We start from the raw sequence: 16,522 nt of genomic DNA on the forward strand, positions 1-16,522 counted from the left end.
GTAACTTACGCCTGCGGCTTCGGCAAGCCGCCGAGCAGGACGGCCAGCTTCTGCTTCGGCTTGGCCTGCGTGCCCGCGACGGCCTGGACCGTGTCGCGGCGCGGCACGTTCGACGGCTCGTAAGGCTTCAGGAACCACGGATCGATCTTGTCGCGGCGCGGCATCGAGCCGGCGCCGTAGCTGCGCGGCCCGCGTTCGCTGCGCTCGCCGCCGCGTTCACTACGGACTTCGCTGCTGCGCTCGCTGCGGCCAGCGTCCGGGCTGCCGCTGCGCGGACGGCGCTCGGCGCGTTCGCCATCGCGGTCGCGGCTGCGGGCGCGCGGCGTGAAGTTGCTCAGCTCGCCGCGCTGGACGGTCTGCTTGATCAGTTTCTCGATGTCGGCCAGCAGGCGCTCGTCCTTCTCCGAGTAGACCGAGATCGCATCGCCCGAGGCGCCGGCGCGGCCGGTGCGGCCGATGCGGTGCACGTAGTCTTCGGCGTTGTAGGGCAGGTCGAAGTTGATCACGCAAGGCAGGTCGGAAATGTCGAGGCCGCGCGCGGCGACGTCGGTTGCCACCAGCACCTCGATCTCGCCCTTTTTAAAGGCTTCCAGCGCCGCCATGCGTTCCTGCTGGGTTTTATCGCCGTGGATGGCCGATGCCTTGATGCCGCACTGCTCGAGGTGGCGCGACAGGCGCGAGGCGCCGATCTTGGTGTTCGAGAACACGATCACCTGCTTCAGTTCGCGCTGGCGGATCAGGAATTCGACCACGTCGCGCTTCTGCTCTTCGTCGACCTTGTAGACCACCTGGGTGACCTTTTCGGCGGTGGCATTGCTGCGCGCCACTTCGATCAGGACCGGCTGGTCGAGGAAGCTGTTGGCCAGCTTCTTGATCTCGGGCGAGAAGGTGGCCGAGAACATCAGGTTCTGGCGCTTCTTCGGCAGCAAATTGATGATGCGCTGCAGGTCGGGCAGGAAGCCCATGTCGAGCATGCGGTCGGCTTCGTCCATGACCAGCATCTGCACCTGGCCGAGGCTGACGTTCTTCTGTTCGATGTGGTCGAGCAGCCGGCCCGGGGTGGCGATGACGATTTCGACGCCGCCCTTCAGGATCACGGTCTGGCCCTTCATGTCCATGCCGCCGAACACCACGGCCGAGCGCAGCGGCGTGTGCTGGGCGTAGGCCTTGACGTTGTCGGCCACCTGCACGGCGAGCTCGCGGGTAGGCGTGAGAATCAGCGCGCGCACCGGGTGGCGCGCCGGCGACATGCTGCTGTTGGCGTGGGCCAGCAGCAGCTGGATGATCGGCAGCGAGAAGCCGGCGGTCTTGCCGGTGCCGGTCTGGGCGGCGCCCATGACGTCGCGGCCCTGCAGCACGACCGGGATGGCCTGGGCCTGGATCGGGGTCGGATGGACGTAGCCCTGGTCGGCGAGGGCGCGCAGGATTTCGGGCGCGAGACCGAAATCGGCAAAGCGCACCTCTGGCGTGGCAGCCTCGTTGTTCATCGGTGTTTCAGACATTATTCTTTCCAGGCATGTAATCGTTCCGCTCTACGGCCGCTTCGCTGCCTCGCCCCGGACGCATGTCGACGCGCAAAACGCTGGATGGGCGGGCTTGCCGCCAACTGGTGCGCGGCCCGTGGCCGGCTCGGTAGGCACGCCCCGCAGGCAGAAACCGCCGGCGCGAACGTAGAGACACTAAGTAGCATCCTCAAGGTTACCTCAAAACCTCGAGGGTGTATATGGAATCCTGTGTCGATGCGGCCTGTCCGCCCCTGTCCTGCTTGCCGTTTTTGCAAGCCTGGGATTTACCCGGCTTTACATTCCCTGCCCTGCGTTTCGGCTTTGTGTGGCCGTAAATGGAGATAAGACAATCTTTGCAGAGGAAAAAAAATGGTTTCAAGTATTGGCGGATCGACCCTGGCGCAATCGCTGCCGGCGCGCGCCGCGAGCCGCGCCAGCCAGGAAGTCCAGGCTACGGATGGCCAGGGCACGGCCGGCACGGCAACCGCCACCGCAGCCGCAGCCACTGGCGGCGAGGTCGACAGCACGGCCGCTGCCGTGACGCGCAGCGCCCTGTCGAGCGCGACCGACCGCCTGGGCGGGCAGCTCGATGCCCAGGCCGATGCGGCGCGCCTGCGCCAGGCCGGCGGCCAGGAAGATGCTGCCGAGGCTGCCGGCACGGGCGAAGCAACAGCCTCGGCATTGGCGGATACCGAATCGGCTGGATCGGCTGAATCGGCTGACTCGGTCGAATTAGCCGGAACCACGGCGCAGGCGGCCGGTGGGGCGGGCATGGCCGGCGGTGCGGGCGGCGCCGGCGGTGCATCGTCGAGCAGCAGCGAATCGAGCGACTACATTGCCGAAGCCGATACCAACAGCGACCGCAAGGTCAGCGACGAAGAGCGCGCCGCCTACGAAAAGAAGCTGGCGGCCCAGGCCGAAAAGAGCACCCAGGACCCGCAAGCCGCCCCACCGGCGGAACGTTCGCGCGCGCAGGAAGTGCGGCAGGCTTACAACCCGCAGGACAGCGAGCCGAGCCTGAACATCATAGCGTAGGTGGACGGCTACTTTCGGGAACGCCATCGCCACGCGACGCTAGCGCCGCGTGTTTGCACACACCCGGGTGGAGCCGACCACCCTACCGCCAACCGCGCGCCTGCACGGTGCGCTCGGCAGCCGAGCTGAGCGGCGTGCCGTCGATGCGGGCGTCGATGGCGGCCAGCACGGCCGGCGGCAGCACGGTGCCATCCATCCAGGCCGCGCCGGCGGCGCCCTGCACCAGCACCGGCATCTTCCATTGCGCACCGTCGCGGCAGGCCAGGCCGGCGGTGGTGTCCATCACGAAGCTGCGGCAGTAGCGCCCATCCTTGCCCAGGAAACTGATGCCGATGCGCACCCGGCCCGAGGGCCCGGGGCTGGCCAGCTGGGCGCTCAGGGCTTCGGCCAGGCTGCCCTGGGCCACCAGGGCGCCGCTGCCGGCATTCAGCGACGCGAGCGCGGCATCGCCCTGGAAGGCATGCCAGCCGGCGGCGCCGGCCACCAGGCCCAGCGCCAGCGCGGCGGCCACGGCGCCCAGGTGGCGCCGGGTCCAGGCCGGCGCCGGCGGCGGCGTGGCCAGCAGGCCCAGGCGGGCGGCGCGGATGGTGTCGAGCTGGACCACCTTGGCGCCGCCATGATGCCCGCCGGCATGGGCATGGCCGCCACCCTCGCGCCCGCCGGCAACGACGCCATACACGCGGCTGCGCCGGGCCCGGTGCTGGGCCACGCGCGCGGCGATCGCCGGGTCGGCGCGGATGGCGCGTTCGACGGCGGCGCGCTCCGGCTCGGCCAGCTCGCCGTTGACGAATGCAAGTAAGAGTTCGTCGGAGAATTTCATGGGATCGCTAGGATGTGATCAGGCCATGTTCGTCCAGCACGTCGTGCAAGAGCTCGAGCCGGATCACCGGGTTGTCGAGCATGAGCAAATTCTGTTTCCCTCCATTCGGCAAGGGCAGCAGCTCGCACCAGCGGTTCGCTACCCAGCCGCAATCGTCGAGCCGGAACGGCGGCTGTACCGGCCAGCGTTCCTGGGGCACGTCCTGCAGCGAACCCAGCACCCGGTCGAGCGCATCGGCCGCGCCCTGCAATTCGGCGGGAATGGGCACCGCATGGTCGCCCTCGACGAGTTCGACCTCCGCCATCCACAATCCGTTCAATCGTTGTTGCGACGATTTGACCTCGAAGCGTGCGCCGCCGCGGCAGACCACCTGCAGCAGGCCGGGCGTGGTGGCGGTGGTGTCGCAGACGGTGGCCAGGGTGCCGCTTTCGGCAAAGCGTTCGGGCTGGCCGCCGCGCTGGCGCACTTCATGCCCTTCGGTCAGGAGCACCACGCCGAAGGGCGTGTCCTCGGTCAGGCAGCGGCTGATCATGTCGAGGTAGCGCGCCTCGAAGACCTGCAGCGGCAGCACGCCGTCCGGGAACAGCACCGTGCTGAGCGGGAACAGGGGAAGGGAAATCGTGGCCATGCCCCATGATGACAGAATCGCTCCCCGGAACGCTGCACGATTGCCTGCCCGCCAGGATCGTGCCCGGCGCGGTCCCGGATCAGCCCCGCGGCGCCACCAGCGGCAGGTGGCGCAGGCTCTGGCCGAGCGCCGCGATGCGCCAGCGCAGGCGTTCCCAGCCGGGGTCGGGCAGGCGCACCACGCGCACCAGCAGTTCTCCGCCGGCAACCGCCGGGCAGGCATACACGTAGTCGCCGAGTTGCCCGAAAGGCAGGCGGAATTCCTGGCCCGGACGCAGGTGCAGCGGCCCGAAGACATGGGCGACGCGGTCGCGGTTGCGCAGCAACAGCACGTCCTGCACGCCGAGGGTGAGTTGCATGACGCGCGGCAGCGCGGCGCGGCGGGCGCCGGGCTGCACAGCCGGATCGAGCGCATGCGACGGAATCTCGAACAGGCGTTCGTGGCTGGGGTAGCGCAGCGGCGCCAGCGCGCCCCACAGCAGCGCCAGCAGCACGCAGGCGGCAAGCGCCCAGAGCGGCGCGTAGCGGCGGAAAACGGGATGCATCGGTTCCTCATGGACAGCATGCCGGCGACATGCAGCGGTCGATTTTATACCGAGAATATTGATTTTTGTAAAATCCGGCGCCCGCGAAATTCCCTGCCGGCATGCCCGGCTACCCCGCTTCCGTGCGCCCCGGCGCCCCCGACCTGCGTATGCTAGCGGCACCCGGAAACCTCATTCACTCGTCCAGACGGACGCACGGCCAGCCACTACATGCAGCGTCCAGACCCCGACCAGCCCAGCCCCATCCCTCGCGCACCGGCGCGCCGGGGATGGGGGCCCCTGATGCTGGCCGGGCTGGTGTTCGCGCTGTCGCTGCTGGTGACTTGGGCCGCCTGGAGCGGTGCGCGGCGCGACACGGCGGCCGACCTGGCCGCCCAGTTCGACTACCGCGCGCACGACCTCGTCACCGCCACGGTGCGCCGCATGGCGGTCTATGAACAGGTGCTGCGCGGCGCGCGCGGCTTCATGCGCGGCAGCGCCGAGGTCGACCGGGAGGCGTTCGCCGATTACTTCCGCCTGCAAAACCTGCAGGAACATTTTCCCGGTATCGAAGCGCTCGGCATCGCCACCATCGTCGAGCCTGCCGAACTGGCGGCCCACGAGGCGGCCATGCGCGGCCGGGGGTTTCCCGGCTATGCAGTGCACCCCGACGGTCCCCGCCCGGTGCTGAGCTCGATCACCCACATCGAACCCTTTACTGGACGCAACCTGCGCGCCTTCGGCTACGACATGTACAGCGAACCGGTGCGCCGGCGCGCCATGGCCGCCGCGCGCGACAGCGGCCTGGCGGCGCTGTCGGGCAAGGTGGTGCTGGTGCAGGAAGCGAGCAACCCGCAGGCCGGGGTGCTGATGTACCTGCCGGTCTACCGCGCGGGCATGCCGGCCACGACCTTAGATCAGCGCCGCGCCGCCATCGTCGCCTGGGTGTATGCGCCCTTCCGCATGAACGACCTGATGCGCGGCGTCGGCGGCGCCCATGCCGCAGACCTGGAGGTGGCGATCTACGACGGCGCGCAGGCGGCGCCGGCGAACCTGCTGTTCCGTACCCAGGCCCGGGCCGCCTGGCGCGCCCCGCTGCTGCGGCGCACGATGCAGGCGACGATTTCCGGCCGCCCTTGGACGCTGGAAATCACCTCGGCGCCCAGCTTCGAAGCCCGGCTCGACACCCGCCGCCCACGCGTGATCGCCGTCACCGGCATCGGCCTGGCTTTCCTGCTGGGACTGGTGGTCTTGCTGCTGGCCGGCTCCCGGCGCCGCGCAGTGCACCTGGCACGCGCCATGACGCTGGAATTGCGCCAGTCCTACGAGCGCATCGAAGCCGAACAGGCGCGCATGCACGTGATCCTGCAGAACGCTTACGATGCCTTTGTCGCGCTCGACGCCGACGGCCGCATCACCGACTGGAATGCCCAGGCCGCCGCCCTGTTCGGCTGGAGCGCGCAGGAAGCCATCGGCCAGGATGCCGGCGCCCTGCTGCTGCCGGCGCAGGCGCGCCTGTCCGGCACCCAGGGTTTCGCCCAGTTCCGCGCCGCCGACGGCGAGCCCATCGTGCCCGGCCAGCCGGCCGAGCTGAACGCCTGCGCGCGCGACGGCGCCCTTCTTCCCGTGGAGATCGTGGTGGCCCTGCTGCCGCTCGAGGTCGGCAAGGGCGCCAGCGCTTTCGTCCGCGATCTGCGCCCGCGCAAGGCGGCGCAGGAACGCGAACGGCTGCGCCAGTTGCGCCTGGACGAAGCGCGCACGGCGCTGGCGCGCTCGCAGAAGCTGGAAGCGGTGGGCAAGCTGACCGGCGGCGTGGCCCACGACTTCAACAATATCCTGCACATCATCAGCGCCAACGTCCAGCTGATGCTGAAAACCGGCAACAACAGCGAGAAGCGCCTGCACGGCATCCTCGACGCGGTCGAGCGCGGCGCCAGGCTGGCGGCGCAGTTGCTGGCCTTTGCGCGGCGCCAGCCGCTGCACCCGAGCCTGGTCCAGGTCGACCGCCTGCTCGACCGCATGGACAGTCTGCTGCACCGCGCCGCCGGCGAAGCGGTGGCGATTGCGCGCAGCGGCGCCGCCGGGCATGACGGCGGCGGCGGCGACGCCCTGTGGCCGACCCTGGTCGACCCGAACCAGCTGGAAAACGTGCTGCTGAACCTGGTCATCAATGCGCGCGACGCCATGGACGGCCGCGGCCGGGTGACGATCCGGCTCGAGAACGTCCGCATCGACGGCGCCGGCCCCGACCCGGAAATCCTGCCCGGCGACTACGTGCTGGTGGCGGTGTCCGACACCGGCCAGGGCATGCCGCCCGAGGTGATGGAACGCGCCTTCGAGCCCTTCTTCACGACCAAGCCCGAGGGCAAGGGCACCGGGCTCGGCCTGTCGATGGCGCACGGCTTCGTCAAGCAGAGCGGCGGGCACATCCGGCTGTCGAGCGTGCCCGGCGAAGGCACGACGGTCAGCATCTATTTGCCGCGCTGCACGGACGAGGCCGCTGCGGGGACCGGTGCGGCTGGCGCCTGAGCCTTTCGCATCAAGCGGCTTCACAGCTGGCTCATGGCCGCATCACAGCCGCGCTTCATGGCTGACCCGCAGTCCCATCACGGCCGCGGTGCACTCGGCTGGGGCTTGCCCTGTATTGGCTGCGGCGCGGATCGCTCCAGGCTGCGCGCGATCGCCTCGACGTGGCGCTCGTCGGTGCCGCAGCAGCCGCCCACCACATTCATCTGCGGCAGGAGCGTGCGCAGTTCCAGGTATTCCTCGCCCAGCGCTTCCGGGTCGCCGTCGTCGAGTTCGAGCGCCTCGTCGAGCTCGGCATGGCTGCGGCGCGAGGCATTTGCACGCAGCCCATGGATGCGCTCGCGCCAGGGGCCATCCTCCGCCAGCGCGGGTTCGACGTGGCTCGGGTGGGCGCAATTGATCATGTAATAGAGGGGGTAGTCGCCGGTTTCGGCATCGGTGCGCAGGATGGCGTCGGACAAGGCGTCGCCCGAGGGCAGCCGGCCGTCGGTCTCGAGGGTGAAGGAAATGGCGATCGGCATGTCGCAGGCTGCTGCGGCGTCGACCACGCCGATCGCTTCCTCGGGATAGGTGATGGTAAACGCGCCGAGCATGTCGGCCTCGGTGCCGGCGAAGGTGGCGACCTGGGCCAGGTGGTAGTCGCGCGCATCGCCGGCGGGCATGCGGCGGTCGGCGCGGTAGCCGTCGCCGCGCGGGCCGATGTTGCCGCTGATGACAATCGGGGTGGACGGGCTGTCCCACTCCTCGCGTACCTCGGCCAGCAGGGCGACCGCGGCGCGGTTGGCCTCGGCCAGTTCGAGCGCGTTGTAGCCCAGGGTGCGCGCCCAGTCGCGGTTGGCGCGCCAGGTAGGCGTTTCCAGCACCGCGCCCAGGCCGTGCTCGTGCGCCATGCGCGCGAACAGCGCGAAGTAGTCGTGCAGGGCCTGGCGGCCGCGCGCCTCGCGCAGCAGCACGAAGGAGGCGAACGAGGGCAGCGTGTACCCTTGCTGGAAGCTGAGCATCGTTTCCAGCCCGGCATCGGACAGGAACAGCCGCCCGCCGAGCTGGGGCAGGCGCTTGCGGTAGCGGGCGGAATGCATGAGGGGTCTCCTGGAGAGGATTGCTTCATGCTTGGAATGCGCGAGTGCTTGCGCGGTTCCCGCAAGGGTATGGAGCACGGCTGACATCGCGCAAGGTGGGCTGGTACGCGGCATGAATGCCTTGGTAGGGTGGACACCTGTGTCCACGCTGTCTCACCGTCCGCACAAACGCGCCATCGATCGGACGCGCGCGGACGGGTGCATGCGTTTCGACATGCAACGGTGCCATACCGCGTGGACACAGGTGTCCACCCTACGCGTTTCGCCGCAGCATTTGCCGTGTCCATCCGCACACGCGAGCCCCACCAAACCGTTGCGTTCACCCGTCAATCCCGGCCATAAGGGCGCTGGCGCACATTGCGCGCGGCCGGGCTCTGGCACACTCGGCGGGTAAAGGAGAATGCCATGCACGAGCTCAGTCAGCCCGCCTTGACGGTCCACCGCGCCATCCCCCAGGCAGAGGGCTTCGACAATACCCTTGCCCTCCTGGGCGAGGGCTACCGTTTCATCGGCAACCGCTGCGACGAGCTGGGGTCCGACATCTTCGGCACCCGCCTGATGCTCAAGCGCGTGGTCTGCGTGCGCGGCGAGCCTGCCGCGCGCATGTTCTACCAGCCCGGCCGCTTCACGCGCAAGGGCGCGATCCCGCCGACCGCGCTGACCCTGCTGCAGGACAAGGGCGGCACCCAGGGCCTCGACGGCGAGGCGCACCGCGTACGCAAGGCGTTGATGATGCGCCTGCAGTCGCCCGAGCAGCGCGCGCGCCTGGTGGAGATCGTCGAAGCCGAATGGCGCGCCCAGTTCTGGCGCTGGGCGCGCACGCGCCAGGTGGTGCTGATCCAGGAAGCGCAGGCCGTGCTGTGCCGCGCGGCGTGCTCCTGGGCCGGCGTGCCCCTGCACAGCGCCGACGACATGGTGCTGCGCACCGCCGAATTCTCGGCCATGATCGACGGCGCCGGCGCCGTCGGCCCGCGCAACTGGATGGGCCAGGCCCTGCGCCGCCATACCGAGCAATGGGCTTGCGAACACATCAAGGCAATCCGCCTGGGCGCGCCGGTCGATCCCGACAGCCCGGTGGCGGCAATCGCCTTCCATGTCGATGTCGACGGCGAAGTGCTGTCCACCGAGCATGCGGCGGTCGAGCTGATCAACATCCTGCGTCCGGTGGTGGCGGTGGCGCGCTACATCGTCTTCGGCGCCCTGGCCCTGCACCAGTTCCCGGAATGGCGCACGCGCCTGGCGAGCGGCGACGATGCTGCCCTGCACATGTTCGTGCAGGAAGTGCGGCGCTTCTACCCCTTCTTCCCGGCCATCGGCGGACGCGTGCTGCAGGCCTTCGACTGGGAAGGCCTGCATTTCGCGAAAAACGACTGGGTGCTGCTGGACATCTACGGCACCAACCGCCATCCGAGCAGCTGGAGCGACGGCGAGGTCTTCCGTCCGGAACGCTTCGAGGGCGGCGCGGAAAACGGCTACAACCTGGTGGCCCAGGGCGGCGGCGATTATGCACATGGCCATCGCTGCCCGGGCGAAATGGTGACGGTGGAAATCACGAAGGCGACATTGCGCCTGCTGGCAGCCGAGATCGCCTACGAGGTGCCGCCGCAAGACCTGAGCATCAACCTGGCGCGCATGCCGACGCTACCGAACAGCGGCTTCGTGATGGAAGCGCTGCGGCCGGCGCGCTAAGAGCCTATTTCGTAGGCCCGAATCAGGCTCCGAACCACGCGCACATCAGGCGCGCGTGCGTTCGGCAACGCAGGCGCGGCCCTGCAGCTTGGCGTCGTACATCGCCCCGTCGGCGCTACGCATCAGCGCTTCCGCACTAACGCCGCTGTCCGGATACACCGCCACGCCGATGCTGCCGGAAATCTCCAGCGTCCTGCCTTCGCTGACGAAGGGGCGGTTGAGTTCCGCCAGGATCTCCTCGGCCACGCGGCGCGCGTCCGGCGCGGTGCCGATGCGCGGCAGCAGCACCACGAATTCGTCGCCGCCGATGCGCGCCAGGGTGTCGGAAGCACGCAGGGCGCCGCGTACGCGCGTGGCCACCTGCTGCAGCAGCAAGTCGCCGACCGCGTGGCCATGGGTATCGTTCACCGGCTTGAATTTATCGAGGTCAAAGAAGAGCACCGCCAGCTTGTTGCCTTCGCGCTGGGCGGCCAGCAGGGCCTGGCGCAGGCGGTCGTTGAACAGCAGGCGGTTCGGCAGGCCGGTCAGCATGTCGTGGTGGGCCTGGTGGCGGATCTCGTCTTCCTGCAGCTTGCGGGCGTCGATATCGGCCACGGTGCCGACGATGCGCAGCGGCTGTCCGCCTGGTGCGCGCTCGGCCACGCGCCCGCGCACCAGGATCCAGCGCCAGTTGCCGTTGCCGAGCCGGGTGCGGTACTGGCCGGCGTAGTGCGGCGTGGCGCCCTGCAGATGCTCGTCGAGCCCGCGCAGCACGCCTTCGGTATCGTCGGGATGGGCCATGCGCCGGAAGGCGCCGCGGTCGAACGGCAGCAGCACGCCGGGCGCGTCGACGATGCCCTGGGCGCTGGGCGAGAGCGTGATCATGCCGCTGGCAAAGCTGAAGTCCCAGACGCCCTCCCCGGCCGCGTTCAGCGCCAGCTGCCAGCGCGCCTCGGCCGCGGCCAGCGCCGCCACCGCGCGGCGCCGGCTGTCCGAGGCCGTCAGCGCGATCCAGCCGCCCAGCACCAGCAGCAGCGACACGGCGGTGCCGACGCGCAGCAGCAAGGTGCGCTGGCCGGCGTAGCGCGCCTGGGCATCCTTCACCGCCTGGCCGACCGTAACCACCAGCCCGTATTCGGGCAGGGTGCGCCAGCCGTAGTAGCGCTCGATGCCGTCCAGGCGGCTGACGCGGTGGAAACTGCCGTAGGGGCCGCTGCCCGGCGCATACGGCGCGCCCGTCAGCAGGCGGCCGCTGTCCTGGGCATGCGGGTTGCGCGTGGTGCGCGCCACCACGATGCCGTCCCTGCGCACCAGCGTAATCGAGGCATCGGTGCCGAGGTCGATGCTGTCGTAGAAGCGCGAGAAATAATTCGGCGCCACACCGGCGACGATGACGCCGGCCAGGCTGCCGTCGGCACGCACGATGGGCCGCGAGAACTGCACCGACCACAGGCCGGTGACGCGGCCCTTGCGCGGCTGGCCGATGGCGAGCTGGTCGCGCCCGCCGCTGTCGAGCGCGGCGCGCACGTAGTCGCGGTCGCTCAGGTCGACCGGGGTGGTGAGCTTGCCGGCGCTCGAGAACACGGCCATGCCGCGCGCGTCGGTGACGACCACGTTGACCAGCAGCTGGCCCTGCAAATGGGTATTCAGTTCGGCGACGATGGCTCCGAACTGGGCCGGATTGCGCAGCCAGCTCAGGCGCAGCTGGCTGAGCGACAGGTCGATCGAGGTCACGGTCGAGCGCACTTCCTCGGCAAAGGCGTGCGACAGGTTCTGGACGTTGCGGCTGCTTTCCTCGTGCGCGGTATCGCGCAGCTCGACATGGGCGCGATGGATCGCCAGCCAGGCCAGCGGTAGGGCAAGCGCCAGGAACACGGCGAGACGCAGCAGCACGCGGCCATGGAAATAGGCGCGCGCGGCGCGGACAAAACGCAGCGAGGTGTCGAACTGGTGGGACATGGCCGGGTGCGCCCCGGCAAGCTGAAGGCTGCTGGACGAGAGTTACGAAAAATTACATGCAAATTTTATAGCTGAAGTATCCCAGCGGCAAGCAAAACAGGTGGTTCGAGGCTGTTTATGGCCGAGAATGATGTAAATAGAATGAAATTTTCTTTCAAACTGCCGTATTTGACGAAATATTATTTCATCGCTGCCGGGTCATGCATAATGGGGCCAATACTCTTCCCCACCATGAAACTGCTCTTCAATATCATCGGCGTGCTGGCCGTGCTGCTCGGCATCCTGGGCCTGTTCCTGCCGCTGCTGCCGACCACGCCCTTCCTGCTGCTGGCCTCGGCCTGCTTCGCGCGCGGTTCGGACCGCCTGCACGGCTGGCTGCTGAACCACCGCGTGTTCGGCGTCTACCTGCGCAACTTCGAGGCCGGCAACGGCATCCCACTGCGCGCCAAGATCGTGGCCTCAGTAATGATGTGGAGCTCGCTGCTGGTGGCCATCCTGCGCTTCGAGCACCTGGGCCTGCGCGTGGCGCTGGTGCTGATCGGCGCCAGCGTCAGCCTGTATTTGTGGCGCTACCTGCCGACCCTGCGCACCAGCCGCAGCTGAGCTGAGTCAGCGCTAACTAAGCGTCGTTGTCGGCAATCGACTGCGCCACGCCTTCTTCCACATCGCGCAGGAAAGCCGCGCCGGCGCCCGACAGCGCCAGGCTGGGCGCCGCCAGCTCCAGCAAACACTCCAGCATCGGCTGGAACCAGGCCGTATCGCTGCCCAAATCGGGATGGGCATGGGTATCGTTCAGGTAGAGCACGGCACGCGTGACCATGTTCGGGTCGCGCCCCAGCTGCTGCACGTAGTCGGCATGCCGGGCCGCATCCTGCAGCAGCCGGGTCGTGACGGTATCGAGGATGTCGTGCGATACGCTGTTGTGGCGTGCCAGCAGGAGGCGCGCCAGCGCCATGCAGGCCTCGTCGAGTTCATTGTTGCGTAGATGCATGGATTCCTTTCGCTGTCGCGGGTTGCCGTGGCAAGCCAGGCGTGCAAGGCCGTGCCGCCGGTTTTGCTTGATAATCGTAAGCGATATCCACGAACAGCGAGCGGCAATGGAATTCCAGTTTCTCGGCACCTCGGCCGGCACCCCGACGCGGGCCCGCAACGTCACCGGCCTGGCCCTGCGCACCGGGGCCAGGTCCTGGGTCCTGGTCGACTGCGGCGAGGGCACCCAGCACCGCATCCTGCGCACCGGCTACTCCCTGATGAGCCTGACGGCGGTCTTCATCACCCACATCCACGGCGACCACTGCTACGGCCTGCCCGGCCTGCTGGCCAGCGCCGGCCTGCTCAACCGCACCGCGCCGCTGCTGGTCGTCGGCCCGCCCTCGGTACGGCGCTTCGTGAACGCCGTGCGCGAGACCACCGAGCTGGCCCTGCCGTATGCGATCGACTTCATCGACGTCGAGGAAGCGATGGACATCGACGCCCTGCCCGAGCTGGCGGTGCGCACCACCGAACTGTCGCACCGGGTGCCGACCTTTGCCTACAGCTTCACCGAAAAGCAGGTCGAGCGCCGGCTCGACATCGACAAATTGCGCCGCGACGGCATTCCTTCCGGCCCCGGCTGGGGACAACTCCAGGCGGGCCAGGACATCGTGCTGCCGGATGGCAAACCAGTATGCAGCGCCGACTACGTCCAGCAGCCGAGGAAGCCGCGCAAGCTCATCGTCGCCGGCGACAACGACACGCCGTCGCTGTTGGCGGACGCGGCAGCCGGCGCCGACGTGCTGGTCCATGAAGCCACCTATACCGAGGCGATCCTGGACAAGGTCGGCCCCGCCCCGATGCACAGCTCGGCGAAAAGGGTGGCCGACTTCGCGCGCGAAGTGCAGCTGCAAACCTGGTGCTGACCCACTTCAGCCCGCGCTACCACGAGCTGGGCGAGATCGAACAGGAAGCGCGCGCGGCCTATGCCGGCCGGCTGTTCCTGGCGCGCGACCTGGAGCGTTATGCGCTCGACCGGCAGGGCGAACTGGCACCGGTGCCGGCCGCACCGCCAACCGGCCCGCAAGCGCCGCCGCGTTAATTTCCCGCCAGCCGCAGCCGCGTCGATGGACCGACGAAGGTGCGCAGGTGGGCGCGGCTGCGCCTTTCCATCGCATGGCGCAGGCGTTCGGCGCTGACCGGCGGGCTGTAGAAAAAGCCCTGGAACTGGTCGCAGTCGTGCTCGCGCAGGAAGTTCAGCTGCTCCTCGGTTTCCACGCCCTCGGCGATCACTTTCAATTGCATGGTGTGCGCCAGCGCGATAACGGCGCAGACGATGGCGGCGTCGTCGGCATCGGTGGTCAGGTCGCGCACGAAGGAACGGTCTATTTTCAGGGCGTGGATCGGGAAGCGCTTCAGGTAGCTCAGGCTGGAGTGCCCGGTGCCGAAGTCGTCGATCGACAGACTGACGCCCATGTCGGCCAGTTCCTGCAGGGTGGCGGTGGCGCCGGCCGGGTCCGCCATGACCACGCTTTCCGTGATTTCCAGCTCGAGCTGGGCGGCGTCGCAGCCGGTTTCGGCCAGGATCTGGCCCACCAGCTGGACCAGGTTTTGCTGGTGGAACTGGCGCGCGGACAGGTTCACGGCGACGGTCAGCGGCGGCAGGCCGGCCTCGCGCCAGGCCACCAGCTGCTCGCAGGCGGCGCGCAGCACCCAGGCGCCGATCTCGACGATGAGTCCGGTCTCCTCGGCAATCGGAATGAACTCGGCAGGCCCGACCGGCTCGCCGCCCGGCGGACACCAGCGCAGCAGCGCCTCGACGCCAACCTGCACGCCCGTGGCGAGGTCGATCTGCGGCTGGTAATGCAGCACGAACTCGTGGCGCTCGATCGCACGGCGCAGGCCGCTTTCCATGCGCAGGCGGTCCAGGGTGCGCGCATTCATTTCTTCGGTATAGAACTGAAAATTGCCCCGGCCCAGTTCCTTGGCGCGGTACATGGCGGCGTCGGCATTCTTCAGCAGCGCATTGCTGTCGACGCCGTCGCGTGGGTAGATGCTGATGCCGATGCTGCCCACCGGCGAGAATTCGTGGCCAAGCACGTTCATCGGCAACAGCAAGGCTTCCAGCAACTTCGCCGACAGCACGGCGGCGGCGCTGCATTCGGGGATGTCCGGCATCAGGACCACGAATTCATCGCCGCCGAGGCGGGCCACCGTGTCGCCCTCGCGCACGATGCCGGCCAGGCGCCGCCCGGCCTCGACGATGACGTGGTCGCCCGCCTCGTGGCCGAGGCTGTCGTTGATGGTCTTGAAGCGGTCGAGGTCGATGAACAATATCGCCACCTGGTGCTGCGAGCGGTGCGCCAGCGCCAGCGCCTGGTCGAGGCGGTCCATCAGCAGGCTGCGGTTGGCCAGGCCCGTGAGCACGTCGTGGCTGGCCATGTGGCGCAGCTCGTGCTCGTACTGCTTGCGCCGCGAAATATCCTCGACCACGATCATGAGATTGACCTCGGCATCGCTTGCCACCATGCGCGACACCGCCACGTTCACCCACACCGGCTCGCCATCCTTGCGCACGTAGCGCTTCTCGATGGCATAGCTCGGGATCTCGCCTGCCAGCAACAGCCGCAGCGAGGCTTCGCTGGCCAGCATTTCCCCTTCCAGCGACATGTCGCGGAAACTCATGGTTTTCAATTCTTCCTCGCTGTAGCCGACGATGTCCTGGAACTTGCGGTTGGCGCGCAGCCAGCGCCCGTCGCGCGCGGCCTGGGCCAGTCCGACCGCCGCGTGGTCGAAGGCGATGCGGAAGCGTTCCTCGCTGTCGCGCAGGGCGGCCTTGGCGCGCATCGGCACGGTCAGGTCCTCGGCGATCAGGAGCAGCAGGTTTTCGCCGTCGAGCCAGGCGCGCGACAGGGCGCAGCGCAGGTAGCGCGGCTCCAGCATGGGCAGCTCGGCCGGCAGGGTCAGCATCAGCTCCTCGCTGTAGTCGGGCGCGCGCAGGCCGACGTCGATGCGCTCGCACAGCCCGGGCAGGTGCAGGAAGTCGCCGACGTCGCTATCCCCGGCCGGCGCCGGCACGCCCAGCATCGCGCACATCGCCGGATTGATGGTGCGCACCTGGCGCGCGGTATCGATCACCATCACGCCGGACGGCAGGCTGGTGAGCACCTGTTCGGCATAATTCTTCAGGCCCGACAGTTCCAGGCGGCCGGCCTGTTCGTAGGTGTCGAGGGCCAGGCTCATGTCCAGGCACATGAGTTTCAGCAGCGCGTCGTAGGTCGGCTGGTAGCGCTCGGGCGTGGCGGCCAGGGCCGCCTGCAGGACCGGCGCCAGTTCGGCCAGGTACTTGCGGTAGGCGCCGATGTACCAGCGGATTTCCAGGCCGATGTGCTGGTGCACCAGTCCCACGCGCACGCGGTTGCGCTCGTAGTTGCCGTCGTAGTCGCCGGCCGTCAGGCTGTGGAAGTATTCCGCCTGCAAGTGCTTGAGGCGGGCAAAGGCGCAGCGGTCGTCGAGCAGCCGGCGCAGGCGCGGAAAGCGCAGCAGGTGTTCGTAGAAGGCCAGCACGATGCCGCTCTGGTGGGCCTGCAGGTAGGGATGGACGTCGCGCAGCAGCCGGGCGTCGTGTTCGGTGAATTCGAGGTAGGCGCGGTATTGCGCGGAAGTGGCGGAGTCCGGCGCCATGAGGTCGGTCATGGCGTCGACGTCGAATTTTTTTCTGGTCATCGGTGGGGGCGTCGGCGGGACGCGGCTTGCATTCATTGAGCGAACGCAAGGATGACGCAGATAAACGGATCAGTTCTTGAG

14 protein-coding genes are annotated in these 16,522 nt (G+C 68.5%); 6 read left to right on the forward strand and 8 right to left on the reverse strand.

Going from position 1 to position 16,522, the window contains the following annotated elements; translation table 11 throughout:
- Nucleotides 1-5: 5 nt before the first annotated feature.
- Nucleotides 6-1,502: a DEAD/DEAH box helicase gene (locus LK540_RS10310; protein WP_229437212.1), complete on the reverse strand. Its 1,497-nt coding sequence runs from the start codon at nt 1,500-1,502 to the stop codon at nt 6-8.
- 372 nt (nt 1,503-1,874) lie between these two features.
- Here LK540_RS10310 and LK540_RS10315 point away from each other — a divergent pair, with 372 nt between their 5' ends.
- Complete coding sequence (locus LK540_RS10315; RefSeq protein ID WP_229437213.1) at nt 1,875-2,540, forward strand: hypothetical protein; 666 nt, start codon at nt 1,875-1,877, stop codon at nt 2,538-2,540.
- Between the two features lie 82 nt (nt 2,541-2,622).
- Here the strand turns inward: LK540_RS10315 and LK540_RS10320 are convergent, their stop codons facing one another.
- From LK540_RS10320 to LK540_RS10330, 3 genes are all read right to left on the reverse strand, one after another.
- A complete protein-coding gene (locus LK540_RS10320) occupies nt 2,623-3,360 on the reverse strand; it encodes an anti-sigma factor (protein WP_229437214.1) in 738 nt (245 codons plus the stop codon).
- Between the two features lie 7 nt (nt 3,361-3,367).
- Nucleotides 3,368-3,988 (reverse strand): LON peptidase substrate-binding domain-containing protein, encoded by a 621-nt coding sequence (locus LK540_RS10325; protein WP_229437215.1) that lies wholly within the window; start codon nt 3,986-3,988, stop codon nt 3,368-3,370.
- A gap of 79 nt (nt 3,989-4,067) precedes the next feature.
- Nucleotides 4,068-4,532 (reverse strand): hypothetical protein, encoded by a 465-nt coding sequence (locus LK540_RS10330; RefSeq protein ID WP_229437216.1) that lies wholly within the window; start codon nt 4,530-4,532, stop codon nt 4,068-4,070.
- Nucleotides 4,533-4,742: 210 nt separating this feature from the next.
- Here LK540_RS10330 and LK540_RS10335 point away from each other — a divergent pair, with 210 nt between their 5' ends.
- The gene (locus tag LK540_RS10335; RefSeq protein ID WP_229437217.1) at nt 4,743-7,040 is read left to right on the forward strand and encodes a CHASE domain-containing protein; all 2,298 of its coding nucleotides are present in this window, start codon (nt 4,743-4,745) and stop codon (nt 7,038-7,040) included.
- Between the two features lie 77 nt (nt 7,041-7,117).
- On the opposite strand, the gene LK540_RS10340 is transcribed toward LK540_RS10335, so the two are convergent.
- Entirely contained in the window at nt 7,118-8,116 is a 999-nt protein-coding gene (locus LK540_RS10340; RefSeq protein WP_229437218.1) for a homocysteine S-methyltransferase family protein, read from the reverse strand.
- A gap of 405 nt (nt 8,117-8,521) precedes the next feature.
- On the opposite strand from LK540_RS10340, the gene LK540_RS10345 reads away from it, so the two are divergent.
- Nucleotides 8,522-9,805 (forward strand): cytochrome P450, encoded by a 1,284-nt coding sequence (locus LK540_RS10345; RefSeq protein WP_229437219.1) that lies wholly within the window; start codon nt 8,522-8,524, stop codon nt 9,803-9,805.
- Between the two features lie 45 nt (nt 9,806-9,850).
- Here LK540_RS10345 and LK540_RS10350 read toward each other — a convergent pair whose 3' ends face one another.
- Nucleotides 9,851-11,743, reverse strand: a complete 1,893-nt coding sequence (locus LK540_RS10350; RefSeq protein WP_229437220.1) for a diguanylate cyclase domain-containing protein — start codon at nt 11,741-11,743, stop codon at nt 9,851-9,853.
- A gap of 231 nt (nt 11,744-11,974) precedes the next feature.
- On the opposite strand from LK540_RS10350, the gene LK540_RS10355 reads away from it, so the two are divergent.
- The gene (locus LK540_RS10355; RefSeq protein WP_229437221.1) at nt 11,975-12,346 is read left to right on the forward strand and encodes a YbaN family protein; all 372 of its coding nucleotides are present in this window, start codon (nt 11,975-11,977) and stop codon (nt 12,344-12,346) included.
- A gap of 16 nt (nt 12,347-12,362) precedes the next feature.
- Here LK540_RS10355 and LK540_RS10360 read toward each other — a convergent pair whose 3' ends face one another.
- Nucleotides 12,363-12,734, reverse strand: coding sequence for a hypothetical protein (locus LK540_RS10360; RefSeq protein WP_229437222.1), 372 nt, complete (start codon nt 12,732-12,734; stop codon nt 12,363-12,365).
- A 106-nt stretch (nt 12,735-12,840) separates the two neighbouring features.
- On the opposite strand from LK540_RS10360, the gene LK540_RS10365 reads away from it, so the two are divergent.
- Nucleotides 12,841-13,641: an MBL fold metallo-hydrolase gene (locus LK540_RS10365; protein WP_229437223.1), complete on the forward strand. Its 801-nt coding sequence runs from the start codon at nt 12,841-12,843 to the stop codon at nt 13,639-13,641.
- Nucleotides 13,635-13,817, forward strand: coding sequence for a hypothetical protein (locus LK540_RS10370; RefSeq protein ID WP_229437224.1), 183 nt, complete (start codon nt 13,635-13,637; stop codon nt 13,815-13,817). Before LK540_RS10365 ends, LK540_RS10370 begins: the two co-directional genes overlap by 7 nt.
- Here the strand turns inward: LK540_RS10370 and LK540_RS10375 are convergent.
- The gene (locus LK540_RS10375; RefSeq protein ID WP_229437225.1) at nt 13,814-16,441 is read right to left on the reverse strand and encodes an EAL domain-containing protein; all 2,628 of its coding nucleotides are present in this window, start codon (nt 16,439-16,441) and stop codon (nt 13,814-13,816) included. The two genes, LK540_RS10370 and LK540_RS10375, sit on opposite strands and share 4 nt — an antisense overlap.
- Between the last annotated feature and the right edge of the window lie 81 nt (nt 16,442-16,522).

Source organism: Massilia sp. IC2-278 (assembly GCF_020708045.1).
In the GTDB taxonomy this organism is placed as follows: Bacteria; Pseudomonadota; Gammaproteobacteria; order Burkholderiales; family Burkholderiaceae_D; genus Telluria.

Coding starts and splice junctions, on each gene's coding strand:
- LK540_RS10310 (WP_229437212.1), bottom strand. CDS start 1,502: ATGTCTGAAACACCGATGAACAACGAGGCTGCCACGCCAGAGGTGCGC.
- LK540_RS10315 (WP_229437213.1), top strand. CDS start 1,875: ATGGTTTCAAGTATTGGCGGATCGACCCTGGCGCAATCGCTGCCGGCG.
- LK540_RS10320 (WP_229437214.1), bottom strand. CDS start 3,360: ATGAAATTCTCCGACGAACTCTTACTTGCATTCGTCAACGGCGAGCTG.
- LK540_RS10325 (WP_229437215.1), bottom strand. CDS start 3,988: ATGGCCACGATTTCCCTTCCCCTGTTCCCGCTCAGCACGGTGCTGTTC.
- LK540_RS10330 (WP_229437216.1), bottom strand. CDS start 4,532: ATGCATCCCGTTTTCCGCCGCTACGCGCCGCTCTGGGCGCTTGCCGCC.
- LK540_RS10335 (WP_229437217.1), top strand. CDS start 4,743: ATGCAGCGTCCAGACCCCGACCAGCCCAGCCCCATCCCTCGCGCACCG.
- LK540_RS10340 (WP_229437218.1), bottom strand. CDS start 8,116: ATGCATTCCGCCCGCTACCGCAAGCGCCTGCCCCAGCTCGGCGGGCGG.
- LK540_RS10345 (WP_229437219.1), top strand. CDS start 8,522: ATGCACGAGCTCAGTCAGCCCGCCTTGACGGTCCACCGCGCCATCCCC.
- LK540_RS10350 (WP_229437220.1), bottom strand. CDS start 11,743: ATGTCCCACCAGTTCGACACCTCGCTGCGTTTTGTCCGCGCCGCGCGC.
- LK540_RS10355 (WP_229437221.1), top strand. CDS start 11,975: ATGAAACTGCTCTTCAATATCATCGGCGTGCTGGCCGTGCTGCTCGGC.
- LK540_RS10360 (WP_229437222.1), bottom strand. CDS start 12,734: ATGCATCTACGCAACAATGAACTCGACGAGGCCTGCATGGCGCTGGCG.
- LK540_RS10365 (WP_229437223.1), top strand. CDS start 12,841: ATGGAATTCCAGTTTCTCGGCACCTCGGCCGGCACCCCGACGCGGGCC.
- LK540_RS10375 (WP_229437225.1), bottom strand. CDS start 16,441: ATGACCAGAAAAAAATTCGACGTCGACGCCATGACCGACCTCATGGCG.